Origin of the sequence: Actinomadura sp. NBRC 104425 (assembly GCF_030269545.1) — a bacterium.
GTDB classification, from domain to species: Bacteria; Actinomycetota; Actinomycetes; order Streptosporangiales; family Streptosporangiaceae; genus Spirillospora; species Spirillospora keratinilytica.
The window spans coordinates 385,312-410,237 of record NZ_BSTN01000004.1; the positions used below are offsets into that span (position 1 = coordinate 385,312).

24 protein-coding genes are annotated in these 24,926 nt (G+C 71.5%); 15 read left to right on the top strand and 9 right to left on the bottom strand.

Features of this window, described 5'->3' with window-relative positions; translation table 11 throughout:
- The first annotated feature begins 18 nt into the window (after positions 1 to 18).
- The 6 genes from QSK22_RS09510 (at position 19) to QSK22_RS09535 (ending at position 5,920) form a co-directional block, all read left to right on the top strand.
- A complete protein-coding gene (locus QSK22_RS09510; RefSeq protein WP_285493659.1) occupies positions 19 to 1,074 on the top strand; it encodes an ABC transporter permease in 1,056 nt (351 codons plus the stop codon).
- Entirely contained in the window at positions 1,071 to 1,964 is an 894-nt protein-coding gene (locus QSK22_RS09515; protein ID WP_285493660.1) for an ATP-binding cassette domain-containing protein, read from the top strand. The genes QSK22_RS09510 and QSK22_RS09515 overlap by 4 nt, the downstream gene beginning before the upstream one ends.
- On the top strand, positions 1,961 to 2,842 hold the full coding sequence (locus QSK22_RS09520; protein ID WP_285493661.1) for a sugar phosphate isomerase/epimerase family protein: 882 nt from the start codon (positions 1,961 to 1,963) through the stop codon (positions 2,840 to 2,842). Before QSK22_RS09515 ends, QSK22_RS09520 begins: the two co-directional genes overlap by 4 nt.
- Before the next feature lie 95 nt (positions 2,843 to 2,937).
- Complete coding sequence (locus QSK22_RS09525; protein WP_285493662.1) at positions 2,938 to 4,128, top strand: MFS transporter; 1,191 nt, start codon at positions 2,938 to 2,940, stop codon at positions 4,126 to 4,128.
- 247 nt (positions 4,129 to 4,375) lie between these two features.
- A complete protein-coding gene (locus QSK22_RS09530; protein ID WP_285493664.1) occupies positions 4,376 to 4,519 on the top strand; it encodes a hypothetical protein in 144 nt (47 codons plus the stop codon).
- 273 nt (positions 4,520 to 4,792) lie between these two features.
- Positions 4,793 to 5,920, top strand: a complete 1,128-nt coding sequence (locus QSK22_RS09535) for an FAD-dependent oxidoreductase (protein WP_285493665.1) — start codon at positions 4,793 to 4,795, stop codon at positions 5,918 to 5,920.
- Between the two features lie 384 nt (positions 5,921 to 6,304).
- Here QSK22_RS09535 and QSK22_RS09540 read toward each other — a convergent pair whose 3' ends face one another.
- The 4 genes from QSK22_RS09540 to QSK22_RS09555 form a co-directional block, all read right to left on the bottom strand.
- Positions 6,305 to 7,477, bottom strand: a complete 1,173-nt coding sequence (locus QSK22_RS09540) for an alpha/beta hydrolase family protein (protein ID WP_285493666.1) — start codon at positions 7,475 to 7,477, stop codon at positions 6,305 to 6,307.
- Between the two features lie 135 nt (positions 7,478 to 7,612).
- Positions 7,613 to 8,581 carry a fumarylacetoacetate hydrolase family protein gene (locus QSK22_RS09545; RefSeq protein WP_285493667.1) on the bottom strand — a complete coding sequence of 323 codons (969 nt, stop codon included), beginning with the start codon at positions 8,579 to 8,581 and terminating at the stop codon, positions 7,613 to 7,615.
- Between the two features lie 4 nt (positions 8,582 to 8,585).
- A complete protein-coding gene (locus QSK22_RS09550; RefSeq protein ID WP_285493668.1) occupies positions 8,586 to 9,524 on the bottom strand; it encodes a VOC family protein in 939 nt (312 codons plus the stop codon).
- A 101-nt stretch (positions 9,525 to 9,625) separates the two neighbouring features.
- Complete coding sequence (locus QSK22_RS09555; RefSeq protein ID WP_285493669.1) at positions 9,626 to 10,600, bottom strand: cyclase family protein; 975 nt, start codon at positions 10,598 to 10,600, stop codon at positions 9,626 to 9,628.
- Positions 10,601 to 10,715: 115 nt separating this feature from the next.
- Between QSK22_RS09555 and QSK22_RS09560 the strand changes: the two genes are divergently transcribed.
- Positions 10,716 to 11,654 (top strand): LysR family transcriptional regulator, encoded by a 939-nt coding sequence (locus QSK22_RS09560; protein WP_285493670.1) that lies wholly within the window; start codon positions 10,716 to 10,718, stop codon positions 11,652 to 11,654.
- 522 nt (positions 11,655 to 12,176) lie between these two features.
- Here the strand turns inward: QSK22_RS09560 and dhaL are convergent.
- Complete coding sequence (gene dhaL, locus QSK22_RS09565; RefSeq protein ID WP_285493671.1) at positions 12,177 to 12,776, bottom strand: dihydroxyacetone kinase subunit DhaL; 600 nt, start codon at positions 12,774 to 12,776, stop codon at positions 12,177 to 12,179.
- Positions 12,777 to 12,787: 11 nt separating this feature from the next.
- Complete coding sequence (locus tag QSK22_RS09570) at positions 12,788 to 13,789, bottom strand: dihydroxyacetone kinase subunit DhaK (RefSeq protein ID WP_285493672.1); 1,002 nt, start codon at positions 13,787 to 13,789, stop codon at positions 12,788 to 12,790.
- Positions 13,790 to 13,915: 126 nt separating this feature from the next.
- Between QSK22_RS09570 and QSK22_RS09575 the strand changes: the two genes are divergently transcribed.
- The 7 genes from QSK22_RS09575 to QSK22_RS09605 all read left to right on the top strand — a co-directional run bounded on the left by QSK22_RS09575 (position 13,916) and on the right by QSK22_RS09605 (position 21,157).
- Positions 13,916 to 14,731, top strand: coding sequence for a GntR family transcriptional regulator (locus QSK22_RS09575; RefSeq protein WP_285493673.1), 816 nt, complete (start codon positions 13,916 to 13,918; stop codon positions 14,729 to 14,731).
- Between the two features lie 85 nt (positions 14,732 to 14,816).
- Positions 14,817 to 16,178 carry an ABC transporter substrate-binding protein gene (locus QSK22_RS09580; protein ID WP_285493674.1) on the top strand — a complete coding sequence of 454 codons (1,362 nt, stop codon included), beginning with the start codon at positions 14,817 to 14,819 and terminating at the stop codon, positions 16,176 to 16,178.
- A gap of 67 nt (positions 16,179 to 16,245) precedes the next feature.
- Positions 16,246 to 17,166, top strand: coding sequence for a carbohydrate ABC transporter permease (locus tag QSK22_RS09585; protein ID WP_285493675.1), 921 nt, complete (start codon positions 16,246 to 16,248; stop codon positions 17,164 to 17,166).
- Positions 17,163 to 18,059, top strand: coding sequence for a carbohydrate ABC transporter permease (locus tag QSK22_RS09590; protein WP_285493676.1), 897 nt, complete (start codon positions 17,163 to 17,165; stop codon positions 18,057 to 18,059). The genes QSK22_RS09585 and QSK22_RS09590 overlap by 4 nt, the downstream gene beginning before the upstream one ends.
- Complete coding sequence (locus QSK22_RS09595) at positions 18,059 to 19,063, top strand: alcohol dehydrogenase catalytic domain-containing protein (RefSeq protein WP_285493677.1); 1,005 nt, start codon at positions 18,059 to 18,061, stop codon at positions 19,061 to 19,063. Before QSK22_RS09590 ends, QSK22_RS09595 begins: the two co-directional genes overlap by 1 nt.
- 13 nt (positions 19,064 to 19,076) lie before the next feature.
- Entirely contained in the window at positions 19,077 to 19,865 is a 789-nt protein-coding gene (locus QSK22_RS09600) for a class I fructose-bisphosphate aldolase (protein ID WP_285493678.1), read from the top strand.
- Between the two features lie 2 nt (positions 19,866 to 19,867).
- A complete protein-coding gene (locus tag QSK22_RS09605) occupies positions 19,868 to 21,157 on the top strand; it encodes an FGGY family carbohydrate kinase (RefSeq protein WP_285493679.1) in 1,290 nt (429 codons plus the stop codon).
- A gap of 145 nt (positions 21,158 to 21,302) precedes the next feature.
- Here the strand turns inward: QSK22_RS09605 and QSK22_RS09610 are convergent, their stop codons facing one another.
- The 3 genes from QSK22_RS09610 to QSK22_RS09620 are packed head-to-tail and all read right to left on the bottom strand — an operon-like array spanning position 21,303 to position 23,880.
- On the bottom strand, positions 21,303 to 21,995 hold the full coding sequence (locus tag QSK22_RS09610; RefSeq protein ID WP_285493680.1) for a 3-oxoacid CoA-transferase subunit B: 693 nt from the start codon (positions 21,993 to 21,995) through the stop codon (positions 21,303 to 21,305).
- Complete coding sequence (locus QSK22_RS09615) at positions 21,992 to 22,687, bottom strand: 3-oxoacid CoA-transferase subunit A (RefSeq protein ID WP_285493681.1); 696 nt, start codon at positions 22,685 to 22,687, stop codon at positions 21,992 to 21,994. The genes QSK22_RS09610 and QSK22_RS09615 overlap by 4 nt, the downstream gene beginning before the upstream one ends.
- Positions 22,684 to 23,880, bottom strand: a complete 1,197-nt coding sequence (locus QSK22_RS09620; RefSeq protein ID WP_285493682.1) for a thiolase family protein — start codon at positions 23,878 to 23,880, stop codon at positions 22,684 to 22,686. The genes QSK22_RS09615 and QSK22_RS09620 overlap by 4 nt, the downstream gene beginning before the upstream one ends.
- Positions 23,881 to 23,950: 70 nt before the next feature.
- Here QSK22_RS09620 and QSK22_RS09625 point away from each other — a divergent pair, with 70 nt between their 5' ends.
- A complete protein-coding gene (locus QSK22_RS09625; protein WP_285493683.1) occupies positions 23,951 to 24,832 on the top strand; it encodes a LysR substrate-binding domain-containing protein in 882 nt (293 codons plus the stop codon).
- Positions 24,833 to 24,926: the final 94 nt, after the last annotated feature.

Here is a 24,926-nt window from a genome sequence, read left to right on the forward strand (position 1 = left end):
CCTCTCGGAGGTGTTTCCATGAGTGACACGCTCGACGTCGGCGTCCGGCCGCCGACGCGGGACGAGCGCCTGACCGAGCAGTCGCTGCCGGCCCGGATCCTCGTCCGGCCCGAGGTCGGCGCGCTGGTCGGCGCGATCGGCGTCTACATCCTGTTCTTCGCGGTCGCCGAGCCGTTCCGCGGCCTGGACGCGCTGGCGACCATCCTGTACGCCGGCTCCACGCTCGGCATCCCGGCCGTCGGCGTCGCCCTGCTGATGATCGGCGGCGAGTTCGACCTGTCCACCGGGGTCGCGGTGACCAGCTCCGCGCTGGTCGCCTCGATGTTCAGCTTCCAGCTCACCGCCAACCTGTGGGTGGGCATCGCCGTCTCGCTGCTGGTGGCACTTTGCATCGGCTGGCTCAACGGCTACCTGGTCATCCGCACCGGCATCCCCAGCTTCCTGGTGACGCTGGCCATGTTCCTGATGCTGCAGGGCCTCAACCTGGCCGTCACGAAGATCATCACCGGCAATGTCGCCAGCCCGAACATCTCCGACATGGAGGGCTTCGACTCCGCACGCAAGATCTTCGCCCAGGAGTGGAGCATCGGCGGCGCGAACCTGCGCATCTCGGTGCTGTGGTGGCTGCTGTTCGTCGCCCTCGCCACCTGGGTGCTGCTGCGCACCCGCATCGGCAACTGGATCTTCGCCGTCGGCGGCGCCGCCCACAGCGCCCGCGGCGTGGGCGTCCCGGTGAACCGGGTGAAGATCGGCCTGTTCATGACCGTGTCCGCGCTGACCTGGTTCACCGGCATGAACCTGCTGTTCTCGTTCAACTCCGTCCAGTCCGGCGAGGGTGTGGGCAACGAGTTCCTGTACATCATCGCCGCCGTGATCGGCGGGTGCCTGCTGACCGGCGGGCACGGCTCGGCGGTGGGCGCGGCGATCGGCGCGTTCATCTTCGGGATGACCACCCAGGGCATCGTCTACGCGGGCTGGAATCCCGACTGGTTCAAGTTCTTCCTCGGCGCGATGCTCCTGGCGGCCACCCTGCTGAACCTCTGGGTCCGCCGCAGGACGGAGGTCACCGAATGAGCGACACGACCGCAACCGGCACCCGGACCCCGCTGCTGCGGCTGACCGGCTGCGCCAAGCACTACGGCAACATCATCGCTCTCACCGGCGTCGACCTGGAGGTCTGCGCCGGGGAGGTGACCTGCGTGCTGGGCGACAACGGCGCCGGCAAGTCCACCCTCATCAAGATCATCTCCGGGATGCACCAGCACGACGCGGGCACCTACGAGGTCGAGGGCGAGCCGGTGCGCTTCGCCTCCCCGCGCGACGCGCTCGACCGCGGCATCGCCACCGTCTACCAGGATTTGGCGGTGGTCCCGCTGATGCCGGTGTGGCGCAACTTCTTCCTCGGCTCGGAGAAGCGCAAGGGGTTCGGGCCGTTCAGCCGCCTGGACGTCGACCTCATGCGCAGGACGACCAAGTCCGAGCTGGCCGCGATGGGCATCGACCTGCGCGACGTCGACCAACCCATCGGCACCTTGTCCGGCGGCGAACGGCAGTGCGTGGCCATCGCGCGGGCGGTCTACTTCGGCGCCAAGGTCCTCATCCTGGACGAGCCGACCGCCGCGCTGGGCGTCAAGCAGGCCGGGGTCGTGCTGCGCTACATCGTCCAGGCCCGCGAACGCGGCCTCGGCGTGGTGTTCATCACCCACAACCCGCACCACGCCTACCCGATCGGGGACCGCTTCCTCATCCTCAACCGGGGCCGCAGCATCGGCTACCACACCAAGGACGAGATCACCCGCGAGGAGCTCACCTCCCTCATGGCCGGCGGCGCCGAACTGGAGCAGCTCAGCCACGAACTGGAACAGGCCGCGACCGCGGCGGCGAACGGGGCCGCGTCGCCGAGCGACGCGGCGGGGACGACCGGCCGAACCGCACCCGCCGCCGAGAAGGAGGAAGCGAAGTGAAGATCGCGCTTGACCCGTACATGCTGCGGCACGTGCCGCTGACCGAGCTGCCCGGCCTCGTCGCCGACCTGGGCTACGAGTACATCGAACTGTCGCCCCGCGAGGACTTCCTCCCCTTCTACCTGCACCCGCGCGCCGACAAGGCCACCGTCACCGCGTTCCGCAAGGCCCTGGACGGCGTCGGCGTGCAACTGGCCTCCGTGCTGCCGCTGTACGAGTGGGCCAGCCCCGTGGAGGAGGACCGCCAGGCGGCCGTGCGCTACTGGAAACGCGCCATCGAGATCACCGTGGACCTGGGCTGCCCGGTGATGAACTCCGAGTTCAACGGCCGGGCGGTGGCCCCCGCCGACTGCGAGCGGCAGTTCTGGCGGTCGCTGGAGGAGCTGCTGCCGGTCTTCGAACGCGAGGGGCTGGAACTGCGCCTGGAACCGCACCCCTACGACTTCGTCGAGGACGGGCACGCCGCCGTCGACCTGGTCCGGGGGATCGACGCCGACTTCGTGTCGTTCGTCTACTGCGCCCCGCACACCTTCCACCAGGGCGGCGACATCGCCGGGATCATGAAGCACGCCGGGCCGCTGCTGACGCATCTGCACATCGCCGACTCCTTCGACCACCGCGCGTCCTCGGGCAACCGCTACATCGTCAACCCGCCGAGCCTGGCCGACCAGATCCGGATCCACCAGCACCTGGACATCGGGCAGGGCGAGGTCGACTGGGACGTCTTCTTCCAGACCCTGGCGGAACTGGACTTCGACGGCACCGCCACGGTCTGCGTCTTCGCCTGGGAGGAACGCTCCCGCGAGTCGGCCGTTCACAACCGCGACCGGATCCAGCACTACCTCGCCGAATACAAGAAGACGGGCCGCGCCTCGTGACCGTGTTCGGATGCACCATCGTCCCTCGCACGGCCAAGGAGAGGCGTAACCGATGACCGTCCGAACACCGGCCACGGGGCTCCGCGGGTAGGCGGATGGCGACCCTGGCGGCGGCGCGGAGTACCCGAAATCCGCGCCTTCTTCTGGCGACGATCCTCCTGCTGGCGGTCAACCTGCGCACCACGGTCGCGTCGTTGCCGCCGCTGCAGGACGACATCGAACGCGACCTGGCCCTGTCCGGCTGGGCGTCCGGGCTGCTCACGGCGCTGCCGGTGGTCTGCATGGCGTGGTTCGCGCCCGCCGCGCACCGGCTCGTCCAGCGGTTCGGCCGCGACACCACGACCCTGGTCGCGATCGGCTGCGTCGCGGTGGGCAACGGTGTGCGCGCCGTCGACGCCGCGCCGCCGCTTCTGGCGGGCACGCTCGTCGCGGGGATCGGCGTTGCGGTGTGCGGTGTGGTGCTGCCCGGCGCGGTCAAGGAGGCCTTCCCGCTGCGGTCCGGCATGGTGACGGGCGCCTACACGGTGGCGATGATGCTCGGGGCGGCCATTGCCTCCGCACTGGCCGTCCCCCTGGAACGGGAACTGGGCTCATGGCGATGGTCTCTGGCGGTGTGGACCCTGCCGGCGGCCATCGCCACCGCGGCGTGGCACCGGTCGCGCGGGCGGTCCGCCCGGCAAGAGGCTGCCGCCGAGGCGGGCATCGGCCGGTTGCCCTGGCGCAACCGCGGGGCATGGCTGCTGGCCGCCTTCCTGGCCGCGCAGTCCTTCCTCTCCTACGCCTACCTCGCGTGGCTGGCGCCTGCCTACCGGGCGCACGGCTGGAGCCCCGGCGCGGCCGGCGCGCTGCTCGCCGTCAACAACCTCGCCCAGCTCGCGGGCGCCCTGGCGCTGCCCGCCCTCGCCGACCGGTGGACCGACCGGCGACCCGCGCTGATCGGCGCGGTCGCGTGCACGGTGATCGGTTCCCTGTGGCTGTTCGCGGTGCCGGACCGGCTGCCCTGGGCCGTGACGACGGTGCTGGGAGTCGGCCTGGGCGGGGCCTTCTCCCTCGCCATGGCGCTGATCGTCGACTACGGCACCACTCCGGCCGCCGCCAGCAGGCTCGCCGCACTGGCCTTCGTGGCCGCGTACGGCACGGCCGCCCTCGCCCCGATGATCGTGGGTGCCCTCAGAGACGCCACCGGCGGGTACGCGACGCCGTTCGGCCTGCTCGCGGCGGTGGCCGTGGTCCAGCTGGCGCTCGGCACCCGCCTCAGCCCACGGCACCGCGGCACCGTCACCTGAGAGCCCGCCGGCGCCATGGCGGGTGGGCGGGCTCCCGGCCATCAGGAGCGTGACGCGACTCGGTGCCGGGGCGCATGTTGACGGGGACGACTATCAGTCAGCGGGTGGGCGCTGTCCGATTGATCTGCGTTTTCGCGATCATCATCGTTGTGGATGCAGCGGGCGGCCGATGATCGCGTGCTTCTTGCGGTGTCCCGGGCCACCGCGTCACGGAGCCAGAGCGCGCGGCGTCGTGGGTGTGGGCGGGATGCCGCCACAGGGCTTCCTGCAGCCGAACGGCCTTGTAAGGCGCTTCCATGACGCGCACCGCGGCGAGGGCGCGCAGCCGGTCGGCGAGCAGTTCCCGGACGAGGGCGACCCTGCGGGGCCCGGCGACGAGAACCGACAGTGACCGGGGCCTGCCCCGTGCGGGCACGCTGCGGAAATCAATCGCATGGATAATCCGGATCCGAACAATCGATTTCCCTCATCCACTGCGGTGGGACCAGCATTGATACCGCCGTGACATGGGGGACAGCCACATGAAACCTACAGCCGGAGCAGCGGAGTTCTCCTGTCCGCCCATCCCCGGACCCTGCCCTGCGGCGGGGGACTCCGGGGCCGGCCGACCAGCGCGCCGTCCCGTCACCGCCATGACCGCTCGATGACCCAGAAGGAGCCGACAATGCCCAGCGTCCGGAATGTCCTCGTGGTGGGGGGAGGAACGGCCGGCAACGCGATCGCCATCCTGCTCCGCCGCGCCGGTGTCGATGTCGACCTGGTCGAGATCGAGCCGGGCTGGAACGTTCGCGGATCCGGCATCACCCTTCAGGGCAACGCCCTGCGCTGCCTGCGCGAGATCGGTGTGTGGGACCGGGTCCGCGAGCACGGCTTCGGCTTCGACACCCTGGGATTGACCGCTCCCGACGGGACCGTGCTGCATGTCGCCGAAGAGATCCGCACCGGCGGTCCCGACCTGCCCGCCACCGTGGGCATGCGACGCCCCACGCTGCAGCGGATCCTCGTCGACGCGGTCGGCGACCGCGGCGCGCGCGTCCGCCTCGGCGTCACCGTCAAGAGCCTCGACCAGTATTCGGCAGGCGTCGACGTCGCCTTCACCGACGGCACCACCGGCCGCTACGACCTCGTCGTCGCCGCCGACGGCCGCGGATCGGCGACCCGTTCCCTGATCGGCATCCCCGACCGGCCCGAACCCACCGGCATGGCGATCTGGCGCGTCCCCGCCCCGCGTCCGGAGAGCGTCGAGCGGACCGACCTGACCTACGGCGGCCCCTGCTACATCGCCGGGTACTGCCCGACCGGGCAGGACACCATCTACGCCTACCTGGTGGAGCCCAAGCGCTCGCGTGAAAGCCTCGACCCCGCGACCTACGCGGACGAGATGCGCCGCCTCGCCGAGGGCTACGGCGGCGTCTGGCCGCAGATCCGCGCGTCCATCACCGACCCGGACCAGGTGAACTACACCTGGTTCGACCGCATGCTGGTGGAGGGCTCTTGGCATCGCGGCCGTGTCGTCCTGGTCGGGGACGCCGCGCACTGCTGCCCGCCCACCCTGGCTCAGGGCGCCGCCATGTCACTGGAGGACGCCCTCGTCCTCGCCGAACTCCTCACCACGCGCGACACGCTCGACGACGCGCTGCTCACCGAGTACTACGAACGGCGCGTCCCCCGCGTCCGGACGGTCGTCGACGCCTCCATGCAGCTGGTGCGGTGGCTGTTGGACGGCGTGACGGACGCCGATGTGCCCGGTCTGATCCGCCGCACGACGACCGTGCTGAAAGAGCGCCCGTGACCCACGCACCGGCCGTACCGCGCACGTACGGGTCATCCGCAGGCCCGACGTGCGTCGACGGACCGGAGGCGCTCGCCGTCGGCGAGACGGCGGTGCCATGCGCGTCTTCGGGACGCATGTCGCTGCGGCCCCGTCGGTATCGGCGTCGTGCACCACCTTGACCGCGCAGGCCCGGCGGTGGCGCCGCCCTGCCGAGCCCCTCAGCCGCCGGAGTGCCGGCGGCGTCGCAGAAGTCGGGGGAGCAGGTCGAGCATCGGTGCAGGCAGGACGCTCGCTTCGGTCACGTCTGGAACCGGTGGGCCGATGGCGGGCGCCGCTACCGAGCCGACTCCATGACCGGCCGAGCGGCCTGGGCTCAACGGGCGCGGCGCCCCGGCCGTCGGCTCAGGAGCGGGACTTCGGCCACTCGGCGAAGGTGTCGGCCACCCAGTCGCTGATGTAGGCGCTGACGTGGGAGAGGTGGTCGAGGCCGATGTGCTCGGCGCCGCCCTCCGCCACGCTGAAGATCCGCAGGTCGCGCTTGGGGCTGTTGACGGCCTGCTCGTAGGAGCGGTGGGCGTAGGACAGCGGGATCTGCCGGTCGTTCTCGCCGTGGGCGATCAGGAACGGCACGGTGATGTTCTCGACGACGCCTTCGAGCGTGACGCCGGCGGCGAATTCGATGAACTCGTTCAGATCGGTGTGGCCCCAGACCCACAGGACGTGCTCCCAGTAGTGCGGGACGGGCCGTTCGCCCTCGCGCTCGAGGCGCCGCCGCTGGACCGCGCCCCAGTCGTGGTTGGCGCCCCAGGCCACCACCAGCGCCAGCCGCTTCTCGAACGCGGCGGCCCGCGGGGCGTAGTAGCCGCCGAGCGACCATCCGACGAGCCCGATGCGCTCGGGGTCGACGTCGTCGCGGGTGAGCAGCCAGTCCACGCATGCCGAGGCCCAGGCCTCGGTGTCGATGCGCGCGGTCAGCCCCTGCAGGCGCAGCGCCTCGCCGGAGCCGGGGCAGTCGACCATCAGGCACGAGATGCCGCGGGCGGCGAGCTCCTGCCAGTGCCCGGACGAGTACATGTGCTCCTTTGTGGAGTCCAGCCCGTTCCAGTGGATCATCACCGGCACCGGGCCGTCGTCGGCGGCCGGGGCCTGGCTGAAGTACGCGGGAAGCGTGGTGCCCTCGTAGGGGATCTCGACCCTGGTGACGCGGCCGCGGTCCTTGAGGTCGATGGCCTTCTGCTGCAGCTGTAGGACCCTGCGGTAGGTCGGCAGGCGGTTCGGGTCGGAGTTGGACAGCATCCGCTCGGCCTGGCACAGGTAGTTCGTGGCCCGCGCGTACAGCTGACCGGCGGTGCGGGTGTGTCCGGCCCTCTCCTCGGCCTCGGCCTGGCCGACGAGCCGGTCGGTCAGGGCGGTCCACGCGCGCAGGAAGTCGGGCGTGCCGGCGTCCTCTCCCTGGGCCGCCGCCTCCCTGATCGGCCGGCAGGCCCGGTCGACCTCGTCGATCAGCCCGCCGGAGCCGAGCGTGGCGACGACGGCGAGGTTCCAGACGTAGTTGCCGGGAAAGTACTCGAACACCTCTGTTCCTTCCTGGTCACACGGGTTTTGAGGAGGCGCGGACGGCGCCCCGGGCGAGGAGCCCGCGGACGTCGGGTCCGCCGGGACGGTCCCACCGGCCGCGGGGGGGGAACGGCCGGTGGGACCTGCCGGCCGTCAGGACGGACGGGTGCGGGCCCGCGACCGCGGGCGGGCCGGCCGCACCGGCGGCAGGTCGAGGCCCGGCACGACGCGGTTGCGGATCGTGCCGATGCCTTCCACGCTCATCTCCACGACGTCACCGGGTCGCAGCGGGGCGGGATCGAGCCCGCCGCGCCGTCCCCACAGCTCGGCGAGGCACCCGCCGTTGCCGCAGGTGCCCGAGCCCAGCACGTCTCCCGGCCGGAGCGTGGTGCCGCGGGAGGCGTAGGACACCAGCTCCTCGAACGGCCAGCCCATGTTGGACAGCAGGTCGCGGCCGATCTCGACGCCGTTGACCGATACGCGCATCTCCACCGCGAGAAAGCCGTCGTCGTCGCGGAACCGCTCCAGCTCGTCCGCCGTCACCAGCCACGGGCCCAGCGTGGTCGCCGAGTCCTTCCCCTTCGCGGGACCGAGCAGCACCTTCATCTCGCGGCGCTGCAGATCCCGTGCCGACCAGTCGTTGAGGATCGTGTACCCGAAGATCGCGTCGCGCAGCCGCTCCGGCGGCTCCGACGCCACCTCCCGGCCGACCACCGCGGCGACCTCCAGCTCGAAGTCGAACAGCTCCGAGCCCGGCGGCACCGGCACGTCGTCGTGCGCACCGTAGAGCGGGTAGGGGTTGGTGAAGTAGAAGGTCGGCGCCTCGTACCACTCGGGTACCACGCCGCTGCCGTCGCCGACGCTCATCACGACCCCCTCGACGTGTTCCTCGAAGGCCACGAAGTCGCGGATGGCCGTGGGCTGCAGCGGCGGCAGCAGCCGCACTTCGGTGAGCGGGACGCAAGGCCTCGACAGGGCCTCCGTCCCGGCCTCGATCGCGGCGGGCAGGCCCGCGCCGACCAGGTCGAGCACGGTGGTGTCCGGAGGCAGGGGGTGCAGCCCTTCCTCGCCGACGACTCCAGCAGTGACGGTTCGTCCGTCGTCCCATGTGGCGAAACGCATCGGATCACACCGGGGGAGCGACGAACAGGCCGTCGTCAGGGTCGTTGAACGAACGGCTCGCGACGAACTCGTTCATCGCGTTGGCCGTTCCCCACTGGTCGCTGACCTCGGGCTTGCTGAAGTCGTAGACGTGCGGATGCCAGGTGTCCTCGTCGAGGATCTCCAGCTCGGTGGTGTACTCGACGGTGTTGCCGTGCGGGTCGAGGAAGTAGCTGAAGGTGTTGTTGCCGGCGAGGTGCCGGCCCGGTCCCCAGATCTTCTCGACGCCGGCGCGCAGCAGCCGCCCGGTTCCGCGCATGTACTCGTCCAGGCCGCGCATCTCGAAGGAGGCGTGGTGCAGCGAAGCATGCGGTCCGCGTGCGATGGCCAGGCTGTGGTGCCAGCCGTTGACCCGCATGAACCACATCATCTCGCCCATGCGGGGGTGCATGAGGGTGTCCGACAGGGCGAACGACAGGTGCTTCTCGTAAAAGGCCCGGGTCCCCTCCGGGTCGGCCGAGTTGACGACGACGTGGGAGAGCCGGACCGGGATGTCCTCGCCCTCCTCGATCGCGCGGTGGCTCCGCACGTCGACATCGGAACTGATCTCGACGGTGCGCCCCTCGTTGTCGAAGAACCGGAAGCCGTAGCCGCCGCCGGGCGTCTGGAGGTCGCCGGGCTCGTTGATCAGCTGCACGCCGTCCCGGGCGAGTTGCTCGGCGAGCGTGTCGACGTCGGCGGCGTTCGCCGCGCCGAACGAGATGAGGTCGATCCGCTTGCCGGGGGCCTGGCGCAGCCGGACCACGTACTGCTCCGGGCTGCCCGCGGCGGCCAGGAAGGCCACGCCGGTGTCGGTGTGCTCGGTGACCAGTCCCCACGTGTCGGTGAAGAAGTCCAGTTGCTTGCGCAGGTCGGGCACGGCGAGGGCGACGTGCCTGAGATGGGTGATCAGGCGTTTGGACAATGAGGCCTCCAACCGGTCTTTGTTTCGAGTGCATGCGGCCGGCGCCGGGCGACGCGGCGCGCGGGGGCCGGGACGCGGGCCTGCTGGGGAGGCGACGCCCTTCACTTCACGGCGATCGGGTTGACCGGGGCGCCGACGGCACCGGTGACGGGCAGCGGTGCGGCGCAGAGGAAGAAGTCCCACACCCCGTCCGCGGCGCAGTCGGCCGCCAGAGCGTCGAAGTCCCACATCTCGCCGATGAACAGGCCCATGTGGGGGATGCAGACCTGATGCAGCGGCTGGAACGCGTCGTGGAACTCGTTCGGCCGGACCTCGAAACCCCACGTGTCGGTGGCGATCCCGGCGATCTCGGTGTCGTGCAGCCAGTCGGCGGTGGTGAACGACAGGCCGGGTGAGTCACCGCCGGCGTAGTCCCCCCAGCCCTCCCGGCGGGCGCGGGACAGCCGGCCGGTGCGCACGCAGACCAGGTCGCCGCGGCCCACGCGCGCCGACTCGCCCTGGGCGGCGATGGTCGCCTCCAGGTGCTCGACGGTGATCGCGAAGCCGTCGGGCAGCTCGCCGTCGGTTCCCATCGCCCTGCCGACGTCCAGCAGGACCCCGCGGCCGACGATCGAGCCGGCGGCGGTCTCGATGCCGGTCACCCGGTCGCCGGCGGCGGTGACCACGGCGCCGGCGCGCCGGCCGTTCCAGGCCATCCCGTGGTCGAAGATATGGCCCAGGCCGTCCCACTGCGTGGATGCCTGCAGCGGCATGAACACCACGTCGTCGGCACCGCCGAACCCGTGGGGGAAGCCCTGGTCGCCGCGCTCGGCGTCGGTCCCCGTGTCCAGCATGGTGTGCACCGGGTTCGTCCGGCGGCGCCAGCCCTTCTGGGGGCCGTTCATGTCGAACGGCTGCGCGAGCGAGAAGCTCACGCCGCGGCGGACCAGCGCGGCGCCCTCCCGCCTCTTGGCCTCGTCCAGGAAGTTCAGCGTTCCGAGGACATCGTCCGTCCCCCACCGCCCCCAGTTGGAGCAGCGCTGCGCGGCCGCGGCGATCGCGCCCGCGGGGTCGGTGCGGTCGAGCTTGTCAGGCATACGGGGCCTTTCTCCAACCCTCCGGGTGACGCACCCTACGTTCACAGATGCGGGGGGTATCAGGGAAGAGCAGATGTCTTATGGTGCACATCAGTCTCATCGATACACTTCGCGAGTGGCCGGTCTTTCGAACCTGGATCTGAACCTGCTGGTCTCGCTGAACGCCCTGCTCGAGCAGCGCAGCGTCACCCGGGCCGCCCAGCAGGTGGGCCTCAGCCAGCCGGCGCTGTCGGCGGCCCTGGCCCGATTGCGCCGCCACTTCGGCGACGAGCTCCTCAGCCGCGTGGGCAACGAGTACCGGCTCACGCCGCTGGCCATGCAGCTCAAGCCGTGGGCGAGGCTGGCCCTGCAGAACGTCGACCGGGTCTTCAGCGCCCAGCTGGAGTTCGACCCGGCGCAGTCCACCCGCGAGTTCAGCGTGGGGATGAGCGACTACGGCTGCGCCCTCCTCGGAAACGCCCTCAGCGAACTGCTCGCCGAGGAGGCTCCGCTCGCCCGGCTGCGGATCGTGCACAACACGCCCTACGTGGTGGACCACGCCGAGCAGACACTGCTGACCACCGACCTGTTCGTCCTCCCGCACGGCTTCATCTCCGATCTGCCGCACCGTGACGTGCTCTGGGACAACTGGGTGCTGGTCGTGTCCGCCGACAACGACGAGGTCGGCACGTCCCTGACCGTGGAGCAGATCTCGGCGATGCCCTGGGTGGTCACCTACCACGGCCCCACCGCCTCGACCCCGGCCGCCCGCCAGATGCGCATGCTCGGCATCGAGCCGCGCGTGCAGGTGGTATGCGACGGCTTCCTGACCATCCCCGGCCTGGTCGCCGGCACCAAGCGCATCGCCCTGCTCCAGGAACGCCTGGTCGGCAAGCTCCCACCCGACGTCGGCATCCGCGCCCTGCCCTGCCCCTTCGACGTCGGCCCCCTGGTCGACGCCATGTGGTGGCACCCCTTGTACGACCGCGATGCCGAGCACACCTTCTTCCGCGAACTCCTCGCCAGGGCCGCAGCACAAGCGACCGGCACCGAAATCCCACCGAACCGCGGCTAACCCACTGCCCGCCGTGGCCGACGCACGGCGAGGCTCCGCGACAACACCACACAACTGCAGCCCACCGGCTCCCAACTTCCGGCATGCGGGGGGACGGCACCCGTGTGCTCTGCCGCTTTTCGATCCACGCCGGGCACAAGCCAGACGAACTGGGCGCCCTGCCGCGGGTGGTGTCGGAGACGGGGCAGCGGGCTGTTTCGGACCGGGCGACCAGGGCGGGCATGCCCCGAACAGCACACCTAGGGTGTGAGTATGCCGCTGCGCGGTCTGCCCGGCCCGCATCGCCTCAGCAGTGTCAACCGAAGGCTGCTACACGGCTGGCTACACCGACGTTTCTCGACCAGACCGCTGCGGGGCGCCGTCAGGGCTCCCCACCGGCGACGCTGTCCGTATCGCCTCGACGGTCATTCGAACGGTAGGAGAGTCGGCGGTCGCCCAGCTCGTCCCGGGTGGTCGATCGGACCCGTAGGCCGGCGTCGCGGGCACGGGTGTCGCGGCTTGCGGGGACGGCACGGTCACGTCCTATCCGCAGGCGGATTCGACCAGAAGGGCGACGGTGACCGCGCCCGGGTCGAGGACGCCGCGGGCGACCTCGCCCACATAGCTGGCCCGTCCCCGCCTGGCGAGCAGGTCCGCTGTGGCCTGCGCGCCGGACCGGGCGGCGGCGGCCGCGGCGGCCAGGGCGTCCGCCAGGTCGCCGGACGCCGCCGCCAGGGCCTCCCCGGCGGGGATCATGGCGTCCACCATGGTCTTGTCGCCCGGCTTCGCGCCGCCGAGCCGCTGCACGGCGGCGGTCCCCTCGGCGAAGCCGCGGGCCAGTTCGGCCGCGCCGATCGTCTCGGTGCGGGTCGCCTTCGCCAGCTGCCGGAACCACATGCCGAACAGCGGGCCGGAGGTTCCGCCGGTGTTCAGGAACGCGGTCGAGACGACGTCGAACACGTCGCCGGGAGTGGCGGTCTGCGCCGTCTGGAGAGCGGTCCGGGCGCGGCCGAGGGCGGAGCGCAGGTTCGCGCCGAAGTCGCCGTCGCCGGACCGCCGGTCGAGGTCGGTGAGGGTCTGCTCCTCCCGGTCGACGGCGGCGAAGAACCGCCGCATCCACTCTCGGGTGTCGGATGCGTTCATGTGAGAGCCTTTCACCAGGTCAAAGCGGGGGTGCGGACGGGGGCGTCCCAGAGCGCCACGCGGGTGTCGTCGGCGCGCACCAGCGTGATCGACACGCCGGCCATGTCGAGCGAGGTGACAAAGGGGCCGACCAGGCTGCGCGCCACCTCGATGCCCCGCCCGGCCAGCTGCCGGTGCACGGCCCGGTGCACCAGGGCCAGTTCGAGACCGTGGGTGGCGCCGAGCGAGTTGACGATGACGAACACGTCGTCGCCCCGGCGCAGTGTCATCGCGGCGACCAGCCGGTCGAGCAGGTCGGCGGTGAGCTCGTCGGCCGATGCGAACGGGCGCCGGCCGACGCCCCGCTCGCCGTGGATGCCGACGCCCAGTTCGACCTCGTCGTCGGCCAGTTCCCAGGCGGGGGCCCGGTCGCCGGGGTGGGCGCCCGCGGCCAGTGCGACGCCCATGCTTCGGGCGTCGGCGACCAGTTCCCGGCCGAACCGTGCGAGTTGCGGCAGATCGGCCCCTTGCTCGGCGAGGGCGCCGCAGAGCTTCTCGACCGCCACGACCGCGGCCGTGCCGCGCCGTCCGGGGCCTTCGCCGTCGGCGCGTTCGGAGGCCAGGTCGTCGTCGACCAGGACCTGTTCGACCGCGATGCCGCTGTCGGCGGCGATCTCGGCGGCGATCCGGAAGTTCAGCACGTCGCCGGTGTAGTTCTTGACGATCTGCAGGACACCGCGTCCGGTGTCCACCGCGGTCGTCGCGGCCGCCACCTGCAGCGCGGTGGGGCTGGCGAAGACAGCGCCGGGGACGGCCGCGTCGAGCATGCCGGTGCCCACGAAGCCGGTGTGCAGCGGCTCGTGTCCGGAGCCGCCTCCGGACACGAGCGCGACCTTGCCGGCGGTGGGCTTCGCCCGGGTCACGTACGCCGGGTCGGGGTTCAGCCGCAGTAGTCCCGGATGCGCGAGGGCCAGGCCCTCCAGGGCTTCGGGAACCACCTGATCGGGGTCGTTGACGAACTGCCGTCGGCTCATCTGCAGCCCCGCCTCCTGTTTGTTACGGGCTCTTGACGTCCCGGAAAACTAATGCATACATTCCTCCTTGTCCATACTGTCCGTCCTGTACGTACCAGGGCACTGACCTCGACTTACGGAGCCTTCATGAGCACTCCCGACGGCGGCGAAGGCATCGACCGCGTCTCGGTCGAGCCCTACTACCTGCAGCTGGCCGCCCGGATCCGCGAGCAGATCTCGACGGGCGCCCTCGCCATGGGCGACCGCCTGCCCAGCGAGGGCGAACTCGCCGCCACCTGGAACCTCTCGCGGGCCACCGTGCGCGAGGCGCTGCGGCTGCTGGAGGAGCAGGGCTGGGTCACCCGCATCCCGCGGCGCGGGGCGTTCGCCTCGATGCCGCAGCAGCGCGGGTGGCTGCTGCAGGGCCGCGAGGGCTTCTTCGAGGACGAGGTCGAGGGCCGCCGGCGCCAGGTGACCACCCACGTGCTGCGCGCCGAGCAGGCACCGCTCCCGGAGTCGGCCGTGGAGGCGCTGCAGCTTCCTCCGGGCAGCCACGGCTACGTCCTGGAGCGGCTCCGCGAGCTGGACGGCAAGGTCGCCCTGTTCTCCATCAACTACCTGCCCCTGCAGATCGGGACGCTCGTGTCGCGCAGCGACGTCCCGACCGGCGAGGGCTCGCTCAACAGCACTCTGCGCAAGGCCGGGTACGCTGTCGCGAGCGCGTCCCGCACGGTCGAGGCCGTCGCCGCGGACGGCGACATCGCCGACCTGCTCCAGGTGCGCGCCGGAACACCGCTACTGAAGATCAAGTCAACGACCTGGGACGCCAAGCTGGTGGCCTTCGACCATCACGAGGTCTGGGTCCGCAGCGACGTCGTGCACGTCGAGATCCAGGTCGGTGCCCCCGCGCCGGTGCCCGCCTCCTCGCATTCCCCCGAGATCGGCCGGATCGTCAGCCCCTGATCCCTTCGCGACGAAGGCGATGACGACTCCGCGCCCTCCGCTGCGGCGCCGGACCCGACCGGCCTGCACATTCCCAGGAGGACCCATGCAAGTCCGCAACAGACACGCCGTCGCGGCGCTGCTGGCCGTCGGCACACTGGCCGCCGCATCGGCCTGCTCCGACCCCACGGCCGGACAGGACGCCTCGGGCGACACCACGATCACCGTGGCGCTCGCGGCCAACCCCCAGATGAAGACCGCCGAGAGCCTGGTCTCCGACTTCGAGCAGAAGAACCCCGGAATCAAGGTCAAGTTCACCACCCTGCCGGAGAACGACCTGCGCCCGGCCGTCACCAAGGACGTCGCCACCAAGGCCGGCCAGTACGACGTCGCCATGATCGGCAGCTATGAGGTGCCGATCTGGGCCAAGAACGGCTGGATCGTTCCACTCGACGGCTACGTCGCCAAGGACACCGCCTGGGATGCGAACGACGTGCTGAAGCCGATCAAGGACATCGTCTCGGCGGACGGAAAGCTCTACGGCGCCCCGTTCTACGGTTCCAGCTCCTTCCTCTTCTACCGCAAGGACCTCGCCCGGAAGGCGGGGGTGACGATCCCGGAGAAGCCGACCTGGGACCAGGTCGCCCAGGCCGCCGCCAAGATGGACGACAAGAAGAACGGCGTCTCCGGCATCTGCCTGCGCGGACTGCCCGGCTGGGGGCAGAACCTGGCCTCCCTGACCACGGTCATCAACACCTTCGGCGGACGCTGGTTCGATGAGAAGTGGCGGCCGCAGCTCACCTCGCCCGAGACCACCAAGGCCGTGCAGTTCTACGTGGACCTGCTGCGGTCGCACGGACAGCCGGACGCCGCCAAGGACGGCTGGGAGGGCTGCCTGCAGCAGATCACCCAGGGCAAGACCGCGATGTGGTACGACGACACGGTCTTCGCCGGTTCGGCGTTGAAGGACGCCACCCCGCAGGTCAAGGAGAACCTGGCGTTCGCGCTGGCGCCCGTGGAGAAGACCCAGGCCTCCGGCTGGCTCTGGTCCTGGGCCCTGTCGATCACGCAGAGCAGCAAGAACAAGGACGCCGCCTGGAAGTTCATCTCGTGGGCGACCGGCAAGGACTACATCAAGCTCGCCGGGGCCAAGGCCGGCTGGGACTCGATCCCGCCCGGCTCGCGCACCTCGACCTACGCGATCCCCGAATACCGGAAGGCGGCCGAGTCCTACGCGGACCTGACACTGAAGTCGATCCAGAGCGCCAACCCCAAGCAGCCGACCGTCCAGCCGGTGCCCTACAGCGGGGTGCAGTACGTGCAGATCCCCGAATTCACTGACATCGGCGACTACGTCTCGCAGCAGATCGCGGGCGCTATCAGCGGCACCCAGAGCGTGCAGCAGGCGCTGCAGAAGTCCCAGGCCTACACCGAGAGCGCGGTCAAGAAGGCCGGCTATCTCAAGTAGCCGCCCCGGGGCGGTGCCGCGGGAACCACTGCGCGGCACCGCCCGGTATCCGAGGAGGAAATGGGCCATGACTACCCTCGCCCAGCCGGCCGCCCCGGCGAAGACCGGGCCCCGGCGCGGGTCGTGGAGCCGGCGCGCCCCGCTGCTGCCCGCGCTCGTCATCACGCTGGTGCTCACGCAGATCCCGTTCGTCCTGACGATCTGGTATTCGGTGCAGCACTGGAACCTGATGGCCCCCGGCCAGAAGAGCTTCGCCGGGCTCGCCAACTACAGGGCCACGTTCACCGACGAGACGTTCTGGAAGGCCATCAAGAACACGGTGATCCTCACCGGCGCCTCGACGGTCGCGAGCATCGCCGTCGGCCTCGTGCTCGCGCTGCTGCTGCAGAAGAGGTTCCCGGGCCGGGGCGTCGCCCGCACGCTCGCCATCACGCCGTTCTTCGTCATGCCCGTCGCGGCCGCGCTGTTCTGGCGCAGCGCCATGTTCGACCCGTCGTTCGGGCTGCTCGGCCGGCTCACCGACGCGGTCGGGATGGCGCGCGTGAACTGGCTGAGCGACCAGTCGATGCTGTCGATCGTCCTGATCACGTCCTGGCGGTGGACGCCGTTCGCGATGCTGGTGCTGCTCGCCGGGCTGCAGGCGCTGCCCGACGAGCAGCTCGAGGCCGCGCGGGTCGACGGCGCGGGCTGGTGGTGGCAGTTCCGCGGCGTGATCGCGCCGCACCTGCGGCCGTTCCTCGAGCTCACCGCGCTGCTGCTGAGCATGAACATCATCCAGACGTTCGGCGAGATCGCCCTGCTCACGGCCGGCGGTCCCGCGTACGGCACGACCAACATCACGTACTACGTCCACCTGCGTGCGTTCAACTCGTTCGACTTCGGCACCGCGTCGGCGTACGGGCTCGTCACGCTGGTGCTCACCATTGCGCTCGCGATGCCGGCCCTGCGCCTGCTCTCCGGCATCTTCCGGCAGGAGGGACGGCGATGACCGTCACGATCCCCACCCCGACCAGAGAGACCGCCGCCGATGCTCCCCGGCACCGCGCCGCACGGCGGCGCCGACGCCGACCGGACAACGACACCGCCCGCTGGCCGGTGGCCGTGCTCGGCTGGCTCGGATCGCTGCTGCTGTTCTCCCCGATCGCGTACATGCTGCTCAAGAGCGTCCAGACCGAGACCGACGCGGCGTCGCCGGCGCCCAAGCTGGTCTTCCAGCCGACACTCGGGCACTACCGGGACGCGTTCGGGGCGGGTTTCTGGGCGTACGCGGGGAACTCGATCGCCGTCGCCGTGGTCTCCACGGTCCTGGTGCTGGCGCTGGCCCTGCCCGCGGCGTACGCGCTGTCGGTGCGGCCGATCCGCAAGTCCCAGGACGCGCTGTTCTTCTTCATCAGCACCAAGATGATGCCGATCGCCGCGGGCATCATCCCGGTCTACGTCGTCGCGCAGCACCTGCACCTGCTGAACACCGTGACCGTGCTGATCATCCTGCATCTGGGCATGAACCTGCCGCTGGCCGTGTGGATGATCCGCTCCTTCCTGCAGGAGGTCCCGGGCGAGGTGCTCGAGGCCGCGGCGCTGGACGGGGCCGGCCGGCTGCGCACCATGCGCAGCATCGTGCTGCCGCTGATCCGGCCCGGGCTGTGGTCGACCGCGCTGCTGTGCTGCGTGTTCTCCTGGAACGAGTACTTCTACGCCGTGAACCTCACCACGACCACGTCCACACTGCCGGTGTTCATGCAGAAGTTCCTGTCGTTCGGCGAGCTGTACACCGCGCAGGTGGCGGCCGTCGCCACCGTGGTGAGCGTCCCCGTCGTCGTCCTCGGCTGGATCTGCCAGCGCAGCCTGGTGCGCGGCCTGCTGTTCGGAGCGGTGAAGTGATGCACGCGATCATCCTCGACGGGAAGGGCAACGCGGAGCTGACCCGTGTGCCCGACCCGGTCCCCGGTCCCGACGACGTCGTCGTCGCGCCTGCCGCGGTCGGTATCTGCGGCACCGACCTGCACCTGGTCGAAGGCAGCTACGCCACCGGCCGCTACCCGGTCGTCCCGGGCCATGAGTTCGCCGGCACGGTCACCGCGGTCGGCGCGAACGTCCGCGGCATCTCCCCGGGCGACCTCGTCGGTGTCGATCCCAACGTCAACTGCGGTGACTGCCGCTGGTGCCGGATCAAGGCCTACAACCTCTGCACGAGCCTCGCGCCGATCGGGGTGACGCGCGACGGCGCGTGCGCCGAGGCGGTGGTCGTCCCCGCCCGGGTCGCCTACCGGCTGCCCGCCGGCATCGACGCCACGGTCGGCGCGCTGATCGAGCCGCTGGCCTGCGTGCTGCACGCCCTGGACCGCGCACCGTCCCTGAAGGACGCGGACGTCCTGGTGTACGGGGCGGGGGCGATCGGCCTGCTGATGTGCGCGGTGGCGAGGCAGCGCGGCGCTGGCCGGATCCAGGTCGTCGAACCGCAGCCGGTCCGCCGCGACGCCGCCCTGCGCCTCGGCGCCGACCGCGCCGGGGCATCCGGCGCGGATCTCGACCTGGCCGACGGCGCCCAGGTCGTCGTGGAGGCCAGCGGCCACCCGAGCGCCGTCTCCGACGCGCTGCGGCGGGTCGCCGTCCGCGGCACCCTCGTGCAGATGGGCGTGACCGCCGCCGAGACGGCGGTGCCGCTGCATCCGTTCGAGGTCTTCGAAAAAGAGATCACCGTACTCGGCTCCAACAGCCTCGCCGACTGCTACCCCGCCGCGGTCGAGCAGATCTCCGACCTGGCCGCGGCCATCCGGCCGCTCGTCACCCACACGCTTCCGCTCGCGTCCTACACCGACGCGCTCGCGGTCGCCACCTCCCCCGAGGCGCTGAAGGTACACCTCGCGCCCTCAACCGATAGCTGAAAGGCACACCTCCATGACCATGGCCTACCGCATGACCCGGACGCTCCCCCAGGACCGGGTGGCCATCATCATGCCCGTCGACCACGGGCTCATCTTCGACCGCCTGCCCGGGCTGGAGAACCCGGCCGCGGTGGTCGAGGAGTTCGGCGACGACGACGTCACCGGCTTCATGATGAGCCCCGGCCTCGTCGTGCGCACCGAACAGTACTTCGCCCGGCGGCCGCACCTGGCCCGGGTCATGGCCATCGACGCCTTCTACCACTACACCGACGCCGGTGCCGGCTCCGGCGCGCTGCAGGCCTCCGTCGAGGACGCCGTCCGGCTCGGCGTGGACTGCGTGAAGATGCTGATGCCGTGGAACACCACCAAGGCCGAGCAGGCCGCGCTCGTCACCCGCATCGGCAGGGTGGTCTCGGACTGCGAGCGGTGGCAGATCCCGCTGATGCTGGAACCGGTGATGCTGGGCGCGCCGCGGACCGCCGAGGTCGTCGCGGCCGAGGAGCAGGCCGCCCGGATCGCGTTCGACCTCGGCGCGCACATCATCAAGATCGCGTTCCCCGGGGAGGAGGGCACCCGCCGCCTGGTCGAGGAACTCGGCCTGCCCGTCGTCATCGCCGGCGGCCCCCGCGCGGGCGACGCCGACCAGACGGTCGAGGCGGTCCGGCAGACCGTCGTGGCGGGCGCCCGCGGCATCATCGTCGGCCGCAACATCTGGCAGCGGGACCTGCCGGACGCGCACGCGATCGTCGACCGGCTGGCCGCCCTGTTGCGCACCGCCGGCCGGGCGCCGGAGACCGTCTGACCATGCAGGACGTCTGGGCCGGCGCCGACCTGGGCAGCACCAACATCAAGGTGCTGCTCACCGACGGCGCCGGCGCCGTACTCGCCCGGGCGGCCCGGCCCACGCCGCGAACGGGGCTGCGCACCGACCCCGACCGGCTCGTCGACGCCATCGAAGAGCTGATCCTCACCGCCGCCCGCGGCATCGCCCGTCCCCGGCTGCGCGGGGTCTGCGTCGCGGGCATCGGCGAGGACGGCGTGCTGCACACCGCCGGGCGGCCGCTCGGCCCCGCGCTGGCGTGGTTCGACCCGACCCGGCGCACCGTGCTGGACCGGCTCGCAGAACTCCGCGGCCCGGGCGACCGCATCCGCTACGGCGTCGAACTGGACGCCAGCCGCACCGTCGCGGCATGGGCGCTGCTCCCACCCGACCAGATCGCCGCGGCGACGGGCTGGGTGGCGTGCACCGACTACCCCGCCCTGCGCTGGACCGGCCGGGCGGTCATGTCCGGCAGCCTCGCCGCCCGCACCGGGGCGTGGCTGCTGGAACCGGGCGCCTGGGATCTGGACCGGGTCGCCCCGTTCCTGCCGCTGGAGCTCCTCCCGCCGGTCGTCCCCGCCGGCACGGTGGTCGGCGAGCTGCGCAGCACGCGCCTGGCCCGGCTGCTCGCCTCCGACGCCGTCGTCGTCGCGGGCGGCCACGACCACCCCGTCGCCGCGTCCGTCGTGCACCGCCAGGACCCCGGCGCACCGCTCGACTCGATGGGCACCGCGGAGGTCATCGTCCGGACCGTCGGGACCGGGCCACCGCCGGGCGACGCCGACCTGTCACCGGCGATCCTCGGCACCGGCCGGACCGCCCTCACCGTGCTGGAACTGCAGCGCAACATGTCCTGGCTGCGAGATTCGGGCCTGGCCGCCCACCTCGACGCCGTCCTGGCCGGCGACCTCGCCCCGCCGCCGCCCGACTCGCAGATCTTCGTCCCGGGCGCCGAGGGCGGCGAGCCTCCCCGCTGGACGCCGGCGGCCCGGCATCTCACCGACGAGCAACGGGCGGCCGCCGCGGTGTGGCAGCTCGCGAAGGCCGGCGCCTGTGCGGTGCGCGGCCTGGCGCCCGGCGCGAAGGCCGTCTACGGCACCGGCGGATGGACACGATCGCCGGGCTGGATGAGGCTCAAAGCCGCAGCGGTGGGCGCGCCGTACCGCGTCCTGGCCGAACCGGAACTCGCCGCCCTGGGCGCGGCACAGCTCACCCTGCCCGGCCCGATCACACCTGTCGCAGTCCGCGAAACCATCCCCGAAGCCCGCTCGTGACCCGGTCCACCCTCGCCCGTGCTAGGAGAACGTGTCGGTCGAAACGGTTACGCCGTTGACGGTTGCGGACCGGGGTGCTACGGCAAGGTCGCGAAGGCGGTGCGGACCGGGGTGGGCCCCGGTCCGCACCGTGGCGCGGGGGAGGTCAGTGCAGTTCGACGTCGAGGCGTGAGCGCAGCTCGTCCACGGTGGTGCCGTACGTCTCCAGGACGTGGACGCCGTCGGGTCGCAGCTCGAAGGCGGCGACCTCGGTGTAGACCCGGCTGACGCAGCCGACGCCGGTGAGCGGGTAGGTGCACTGCGGGACCAGCTTGGGCGCACCGGACTTCGTGAAGAGCTTCATCATCACGTAGACGTTCTTGGCTCCGATCGCGAGGTCCATCGCGCCGCCGACGGCGGGGATGTCGTCGGGCCTGCCGGTGTGCCAGTTGGCCAGGTCGCCGCGTTCGGAGACCTGGTAGGCGCCGAGCACGCAGATGTCGAGGTGACCGCCGCGCATCATGGCGAAGGAGTCGGCGTGGTGGAAGTACGCCGCTCCCGGCAGTTCGGTGACCGGGACCTTGCCGGCGTTGGTGAGGTCGGGGTCGATCCGGTCGCCCTCGGCCTTCGGGCCCATGCCGAGCATGCCGTTCTCGGTGTGCAGGACGACGCCGAGCTCTTCGGGTAGATGGTCGGCGATCTTGGTGGGCTGGCCGATGCCGAGGTTGACGTACGCGCCGGCCGGGATGTCCCGCGCGATCACGGCGGCCACCTCGTCCATGCTGAGCGGACGGTCGGCGGTGACCGGCGCTCCGGCGGTGCGCGCCGGGCCTGCCACGGCGGTGGCGTCGGTGGTCATCGTGCCCCCTGGACGGTGTAGCGGCGGGACTCGACCGCGACGATGCGGTCGACGTAGATGGACGGGGTGACGACCGCCTCCGGGTCGATCCCGCCGAGCGGGACGACCTCGTCGACCTGGACGATCGTGGTGGTGGCGGCGGTCGCCATCACCGGGCCGAAGTTGCGGGCGGTCTTGCGGTAGACGAGGTTGCCCATCGGGTCGGCCCGATGCGCGCAGATGAGGGCGTAGTCGCCCTTGATCGGATACTCCAGCACGTAGTCGCGTCCGCCGATGGTGCGCACCTCCTTGCCCTCGGCGAGCGGGGTGCCGACCGCGGTCGGGCAGTAGAACGCGCCGATCCCGGCGCCCGCGGCCCGCATCCGCTCGGCGAGGGTGCCCTGCGGCACCACCTCCAGCTCGACCTTCCCCTCGCGGTAGAGCGCGTCGAAGACGTAGGAGTCGACCTGCCGCGGGAAGGAGCACACCACCTTGCGGACCCGGCCGGCCGCGAGCAGCGCCGCCAGGCCGACGTCGCCGTTGCCGGCGTTGTTGGAGACGATCGTGAGGTCCTTGGCGCCCTGCCGGATGAGGGCGTCGATGAGGTCGAACGGCATCCCGGCCATACCGAAGCCGCCGACCAGGACGGTGGAGCCGTCCTCGATCCCGGCGACGGCCTCGTCGGTCGACTCCAGCACGGCGGCCCGGCTCACTTCGCCACCTCCAGGTTCTCCAGGACGACGGCGAGCCCCTGGCCCACGCCGATGCAGATGGCGGCCACGCCGTACCGTTCGCGGCGTTCCTTCAGCACGGCGGCCAGCGTCCCGAGGATCCGGCCGCCGGAGGCGCCCAGCGGGTGCCCGATCGCGATGGCCCCGCCGCGCTGGTTGACGATCCCGGGGTCGCGCAGGCCGTCCTTCAGCCAGGCGTCGACGCAGGCCAGCGACTGGACCGCGAACGCCTCGTTGAGCTCGACCGCACCGATCCGGTCCCAGCCGATCCCGGCGCGGGCGAGCGCCCGGTTGGCGGCCTCGACCGGGGCGTAGCCGAACTCCCGCGGGTCCAGCGCCATCGCGCCCTTCCCGATGATCCGGGCGAGCGGGTCGCGGCCGATGGCCGCCGCCGCCGACTCGCCGCCGAGGAGCACCGCGGAGGCGCCGTCGGAGAGCGGGGAGGCGTTGCCCGCGGTGATGGTGCCCTCCGGCCGGAACGACGGCTTGAGCGCGGCGAGCTTGTCGAGGCCGGTGCCCGGGCGGATGCCCTCGTCGCGGGCCAGTCCGGCGACCGGGGTGACCAGCGCGTCGTAGAAGCCGTCCTCCCACGCCCGGTGCGCGAGGCGGTGGGAGCGGACGGCGAACTCGTCCTGGCGCTCGCGGGAGATGCCGAAACGCTCTTGGAGCTGCTCGTTGCACTCGCCCAGCGAGACGGTCCACTCCTTCGGCATCCGCGGGTTGACCAGCCGCCAGCCCAGCGTCGTCGACACCGCGGCGACGTCGCCCGCCGGGAAGGCCCGCGACGGCTTGGGCAGCACCCACGGCGCCCGCGTCATCGACTCGACCCCGCCGACGAGGACGATCTGCGCGTCGCCCGTCTCGATGGCGCGGGCGCCGACGATCGCCGCGTCCAGGCTGGAGCCGCACAGCCGGTTGACCGTCGTGCCGGGCACGCTGGTCGGCAGACCGGCCAGCAGCGCGGCCATCCGGCCGACGTTGCGGTTCTCCTCGCCGGCGCCGTTGGCGTTGCCCCAGACGACCTCGTCGATCGCGGCGGGATCCAGCGACGGCGTCTGCGCGAGCACGCCGCCGATCGCGGCGGCGGCCAGATCGTCGGGCCGGACGTCGGCCAGCGCGCCGTTGAACTTGCCGAACGGGGTCCGCACGGCGCTGTAGAGGAACGCACTGCTCATGGCTCGACACTAGAGCACCAGACTAATATGGTGAAGTATCAATATCTATAACAATTGAGATGCTAGAAATATGGATCTGCGGCAGCTCCGCTACTTTGTCGCCGTCGCCGAGGAGCTCCACTTCGGGCGTGCCGCCGAGCGGCTCCACATGGCCCAGCCCCCGCTCTCGCAGGCGATCAGGCAGCTCGAAGGCCGGCTCGGCGTCGCGCTGTTCCAGCGCACCACGCGCAGGGTGGAACTCACCGACGCCGGCCGCGCCTACCTCGACCGGGTGCGGGTGATCCTCGCCGAGGTCGAGGAGGCCGCCGACCACGCCCGCAGGGTCGCCGCCGGCGCGGTCGGCCACCTCACCCTCGGCTGCGTCGGCTCGGCGACCTACAGCCTGCTGCCGACCCTCTCGCGCCGTCTCGCCGCCGAACTGCCGGGCATCGACTTCACCTTCCGCGGCGAAATGCTGGCCCCGGACCAGGTCGAGGCGCTGCACAGCGGCGCGATCGACGTGGCGCTGCTGCGCCCGCCCGCGGCCGACCCCTCCCTCACCGTCCACACCCTGCGCCGCGACCGCCTCGTGGCGGCGCTCCCGGCCGAGCATCCGCTCGCGGCCAAGAACCGGGTGCGCGCCGCCGACCTCGCCGGCGCCGACCTGATCACGTACTCGGCGGGCCGCCACTCGGTGATGCACGAGGTCGTGCTCGGCCTCATGCGCGACGCCGGCGTAGAGCCGCGCGTCCGGCACGAAGTGGGGGAGACCTCGACGCTCATCACCCTCGTCGCCGGCGGCCTCGGCGCCGCGGTCGTGCCCGAACCGGTGACCGCGCTCGCTCTCGACGGTGTCGTCTACCGGCCCCTGGTCCAGCCGACGGTGTCGATCGAACTGGCCGTCGCCCACCGAGCCGACCGCGACGAACCCCACCTGGCCCGCACGGTCCAGGTCATCCGCCGGCTCTTCTGAGAACCGCGACCGTCGCCCATCGCCGCGCGACACGTTCTGGTGCTGTCGAGCTCTATCGGTCTTCCTGGCGACCGCGACCAGGTCCTGACCCGCT